The following is a 5,154-nucleotide window of genomic DNA, read 5'->3' as shown; positions in this document are numbered from 1 at the left end:
GCTTTCGCGAGCAGCTGTCACATCGGCAACCTGCGTTGATCCTGCTCGATCTGCAAATGCCCGGGATGGATGGCATCGAGGCGCTGCGCTATCTGGCGCGCCAGAATGTGACTTCCGGCATCTTGCTGGCGAGCGGCATGGATCAGCGAGTGCTGGCGAGCGCGCGGCAGTTGGGCGAATCGTTGGGCTTGAAAATGCTCGGCACGTTGCAGAAGCCGGCCATGCTCGAAGATATCGAGACATTGCTGGCCAAGCATCTGGAGCCCAGCTCGCGCATCTCGGTGGAGGAGCTGCGCACTGCCATCGATGAGCACGAACTCATCGTTCACTATCAACCCAAAGTGGTGCGCGCGGCCAACGATTGGCAAGTGCGTAGCGCTGAGGCGCTGGTGCGCTGGCGTCATCCGCGACTGGGCCTGCTATATCCGGGCGAGTTCTTGCCGTTGGCCGAACAGTCCGGCTTGATCGTCGATCTCACCGACTTCGTGCTCACCGATGCCATCCGGCAGATCGGTCACTGGAGCACGCGTGGTTTGGATCTCGGCGCGGCGGTGAACTTGTCGCCTCGCTTGGTGCAGGATCTGGAATTCCCTGAGCGCTTGTCGCGCGTGCTGCGTGAGTTCGAAGTGCGTCCGGAACAGTAGACGCTCGAAGTGACCGAAGCAGCGTCGGTCGACGATCCCGAGTTGGTGATGGATATTTTTACGCGGCTGCGCGTGAAGGGCGTCGGCCTGTCGCTCGATGACTTCGGTATCGGCACGTCGTCGTTGACGCTGCTCTACAAGATGCCGTTCAGCGAAGTGAAGATCGACGGCTTGGTGATTTCCGAGATCGCACAAAGCAAGGCGGCGGCGACCGTGGTGCGCGCCATCGTCGAGCTCGCACACAATCTGTCGCTGACTGCGTGCGCCGAAGGCGTCGAGAACTCGCCGGCGTTCGAGTTCCTGGAACAATGCGGCTGCGATGCTTTGCAGGGCGACTTCATTGCGCCGTCCATGCCGGCGGCGGAGATCGAGGCGTTCATCAACGTGTGGAACGGCAGTTCGGATCACACGCTGATGCCGGTCGTACGGAAGTAATAGACGACGGCACCACTTCGCCGAGGTGGTGTCGTTCTGGATTAGGCGTCGATCAGCCAGCGAGGCGCTTCTTGTCCTTGCTCTGACGCAGTAGATGCAGCGGCGCCGTCAACGTGATGCGCGTGCCGGCGCCCGGCTCATCGAAACTGATCTGACCGCCGAGCATGCGTGCGCGGTACTCCATGATCTTCAATCCCATGCCCGGCCGGCCTTGTGCGAGGCCGGCGCTCAAGCCGATGCCGTCGTCGGCGATGGACAGCTGCAACTTGCGGCCGGTGGAACGCAGATCGATGTTGATCGACGTGGCGCGCGCATAACGAGCGGCATTGGTCGACGCTTCCTGCGCAATTCGATAGAGGTGCGTGGCCGCGCCTTCTTCGAGATCCGGCAGCTTCTGACCGCCCGTCGTGAAAGTGCACGCGAGGCTGTACATGTCGGTGCAGCGAGCGACCAGGTGCTTCAACGCTTCCGGTAGACCGCCGCGCTCTAGATTCACTGGCGCCAGACCGCGAGCCAACGACCGCGTGCTTTGAATCGCGCGCGCCAGCAGGTCGGTGATCTTGGTCACTTGCGCCGAGTATTGAGCCGACTCGCGCGCCATCTGCATCTCGAGGCCTTTCATGAGCAACGACAGTCCGGTCAATTCCTGACCGAGGCCGTCGTGCAAGTCGCTGCCCAGTCGACGTTGTTCGCGGTTGGAGATTTCCAGAATCTCCTGCTCCAGCTCTTTGCGCTGAGTGACTTCGTGCACCGTGCACACCAAGCCCGACACAGTGCCGTGATCGCGCAAGGGAACGTGCGTGAAGGTGAACCAGCGCACCGAGCCATCGAGCCCGATCCAGGCGCGCTCTTGATCGGTGAGCGGGCGGCCGGTGCGCATGGTGGTGACGGCCTGGCCTTCGATGTCGACCACGTTCTCTTCGGTCCACAGCTCGGAGAGCTTGCGGCCCAGTACTTCCTCGCGCTTCTTGCTCAAAGTGTCGAGCAGCGCGCGATTCACGACCGTCACGCGATTCTCGGTGTCCACCGCATAGATGATCTCGGGCAGGCTGTCGATCAGCGTGCTGAGCAGGATGCGTTGCTCTTCCAACGCCGTCTCGGCGCGTCGTCGTTCGCGACGCACGCGGGCTTCGGCCAGCGCGCGATCGACCACCATGGGCAGGCGTTGCAGCCGGTCCTTGAGCACGTAATCGGTGGCGCCGCTCTTGAGTGCTTCGATGGCGCGCTCTTCACCGAGCGAGCCGGACACGAAAATGAAAGGGATATCGGCGGAGCGCTCTAACACGATGCGCAAAGCCGTGAGACCATCGAAGCCGGGCAGCGTGTAGTCGGCCAGCACCAGATCCGGTGGTGTGCCGGCCAACGCCGCTCGAAAATCGCTCTCGGACGTCACGTGCCGCCACGTAATGTCCAGATCGTTCCTCGCTAGCTGCAATTGAATCAGCTCGGCATCGTTCGGGTCGTCCTCCAGCAGGACGAAGTGCAACGGTTCTGTCGAATCCTTTTTCATGACCAGATCTTCCGAGGGTGCGCAGCTCGCGGGTGTTGCGGCCGTCGTGTAGAACGCACCGACGCCGACCGTATCATCATGTGAGCACTGTGGAAAATGGGGATTGCTCCATCCTTGTGCCGTCGCAAAACTGACGGTAGAAGGCGGGAGGCAGCAGCCTCTGTCGAGGAAAGACTATGGCCGATCCAACAAGGATCCTGATCGTCGATGACCATCCCTTCGTGCGCGAAGGGCTGAAACAATTGCTCGCAGGACAAAGCGACTTCGTTCTGCAAGGGGAGGCGGCCTCGGTGCAGGCTGCGCAAACCGCTATTCAAGGTGAAGAACCCGACGTCGCGGTCGTCGATCTGGCGCTCGGCCCGGATGACGGCATCGAGCTGGTGCGCTGGATTCGTAGCGGCCATCCCAATGTCCGGGTGCTGGTGTTGTCGATGCAGGACGAAGCCCTCTATGCCGAACGCCTGCTGCGTTTGGGCGTCAGTGGTTATGTAATGAAGAACGTGGCCGGCACCGATTTTCTAGGTGCTCTACGCAAAGTCGCGCGCGGCCAGCGACACGTCAGCTCCGCCATGGGCGAGCGTTTGCTCAGCCAAGTAGCGCGCGGTCGCTCGCCAGCCGCGGATGAAGATCCGGTGTCGGCGCTGACCGAGCGTGAGCTGGAAGTGTTTCGCTTGATCGGCGAAGGCATCAGCACTCGCGAAATCTCCCAGCGCCTCGACCTGTCGATGAAGACCGTCGATGCGCACCGTCGCCACATGCGCGAAAAGCTCAACCTGCGTTCCACCAGCGAGCTGATCCGCTATGCCACCCAGTGGGTGTCAGACAAGGGTGGCACCCCCGGCGCCAGTCCCGCCGCGGCCCCTAACGGAACTCACTGAGTAAACGCTACCAAACCTGCCGCAGGCCCGCTCGCCGAGTGTGACGCAGTTCGCACTCGGGGCCTGCTCGATTCCTGGTTGGTACCGCTCTCCAACAGCTAAGTATTTGCTCAGCTTGGAATTATTTATCCAAGCGAGACGCCCGCCACACTCTTGGCAAAGACGCGCCGACCGCGTGTGACATTAGGGGAGTGGCTGATACCCCCTACACCTCCGCTCCAACACCATGCGCAGACACGGTGAGCGGGCTACCCCTTTATCCCCCCGCGCCGTCCAGGTGCGTATGGCCTTTGTCGATCCGCTTGCAGGGAACAGCACGGCTTTGAACACAGCGAAACCAATCGATCTCGCCAGCGGCGGCACGATGCCAGCCGAGGCCGGACTGCGCTCGACGCTGCAGACCGAAACGTTGCGACAGCTGGTCGCTGCGGTCGGCGATACCGTGTTCGTGGTGGATCGCAGCCTGCGCATCCTGATGGCCAATCGCGGCCTCGGCGAGCGTAGCGCCAAGCAGCTCGAAGGCACGCTGATCACCGATTTGTTTCCGCAGAGCCTGCACGCTCGCGCGCTGTCGACGTTGCATCGAGTGTTGGCCAACGGTCAGGTCGACGGTTACGTCGCCGAGATCGAAGGTAACGACGGCCAGTCGCGGCACTTCGACGTGCGCGTCAGTCCGATTCGCGATGACCAGAAGATCGTCGCGTTGGCCGTGGTCACCAGCGAAACCACCGAGCAGGTGCGGGCCGAGCGAGCCATCGCCACCCAGGCTCGCATGATCGAATCGATGCTCGAAGGCGTTGCCGTGATCAACGAGCAAGGTGTGATCGAGATCACGAATCCGGCCTTCGATACCTTATTCGGATATCGGCGCGGCGAACTCATCGGCCGCAACATGTCGATGCTGGCCGGCTGGCCGTTCGAGCAGCCGGAGCGTTGGCAGCCGCTGTCGGCCAAGCAGGGTCGTTCCATGCAAGTGGAGTTCGACGGACGGCGTGCCGATGAATCCCATTTCAACGCGCTCGGCGTGTTGTCGCGGTTCGAAGTGGCAGGTCGCAATCACAGTCTGCTGGTGCTTCAGGATGTCAGCGAACGCAAGCAGCTGGAGCGAGCCATCCTGCAAGCGGTCAGTCGCGAGCAGTACCGCATCGGGAACGATCTACACGACGGCCTCGGTCAGGAGTTGACCGGCATTGCACTGATGTTGCGAGGCCTGGCTGGCCGCCTGACCACGGAATACCCGACGATTCTTCCGGAAATCGAGGGCATTACGCGACTGGTGAACAGCTCGATCGAGAGCACTCGGGCACTGGCGCGCGGCCTATCGCCGGTCAATTTGGAGCGTGGCGGGTTGTCCGACGCCCTGGACGGCTTGGCAATGCACGCTGCGGAGCTTTATAGCGTCGACGTCACTTGTACTCATCGTGTGAAGACCATTCGCCCGTTGAGCACCGAATTAGCCAATCATCTGTATCGGATCGCGCAGGAAGCGGTTCGCAACGCGGTCCGGCATGGCCAGGCGCGGTCTATACGACTGCATTTGCATGGGGCGCGCGCTAAGGTTCGGCTGACGGTAACCGACGACGGCATCGGTATGCCGTCTGATGCGGTGGACGCGCCGGGCATGGGCCTGAAGATCATGCGCTACCGTGCGCGGATCCTAGGCGGCGAAGTTCGCTTCGAGCGCGCT

General features: G+C 62.0%; 3 protein-coding genes and 1 pseudogene. 3 read left to right on the top strand and 1 reads right to left on the bottom strand.

Annotation, left to right across the window (positions count from 1 at the left end; all coding sequences use genetic code 11):
* Positions 1-56: 56 nt before the first annotated feature.
* Positions 57-1,079: pseudogene (locus JNL55_RS16060) on the top strand (EAL domain-containing protein).
* A 52-nt stretch (positions 1,080-1,131) separates the two neighbouring features.
* On the opposite strand, the gene JNL55_RS16055 reads toward JNL55_RS16060, so the two are convergent.
* A complete protein-coding gene (locus tag JNL55_RS16055) occupies positions 1,132-2,589 on the bottom strand; it encodes a PAS domain S-box protein (protein WP_293855483.1) in 1,458 nt (485 codons plus the stop codon).
* A gap of 176 nt (positions 2,590-2,765) precedes the next feature.
* On the opposite strand from JNL55_RS16055, the gene JNL55_RS16050 reads away from it, so the two are divergent.
* Together JNL55_RS16050 and JNL55_RS16045 are read left to right on the top strand one after the other, a co-directional pair.
* Positions 2,766-3,467, top strand: a complete 702-nt coding sequence (locus JNL55_RS16050) for a response regulator (protein WP_293855480.1) — start codon at positions 2,766-2,768, stop codon at positions 3,465-3,467.
* A 322-nt stretch (positions 3,468-3,789) separates the two neighbouring features.
* On the top strand, positions 3,790-5,154 hold a 1,365-nt coding region (locus tag JNL55_RS16045; protein WP_293855477.1), incomplete at its 3' end, for a PAS domain S-box protein.

The sequence above is a fragment of the Steroidobacter sp. genome (genome assembly GCF_016790065.1).
GTDB lineage: Bacteria > Pseudomonadota > Gammaproteobacteria > Steroidobacterales > Steroidobacteraceae > Steroidobacter.
This window is presented reverse-complemented; position numbering and strand designations above follow the sequence as displayed.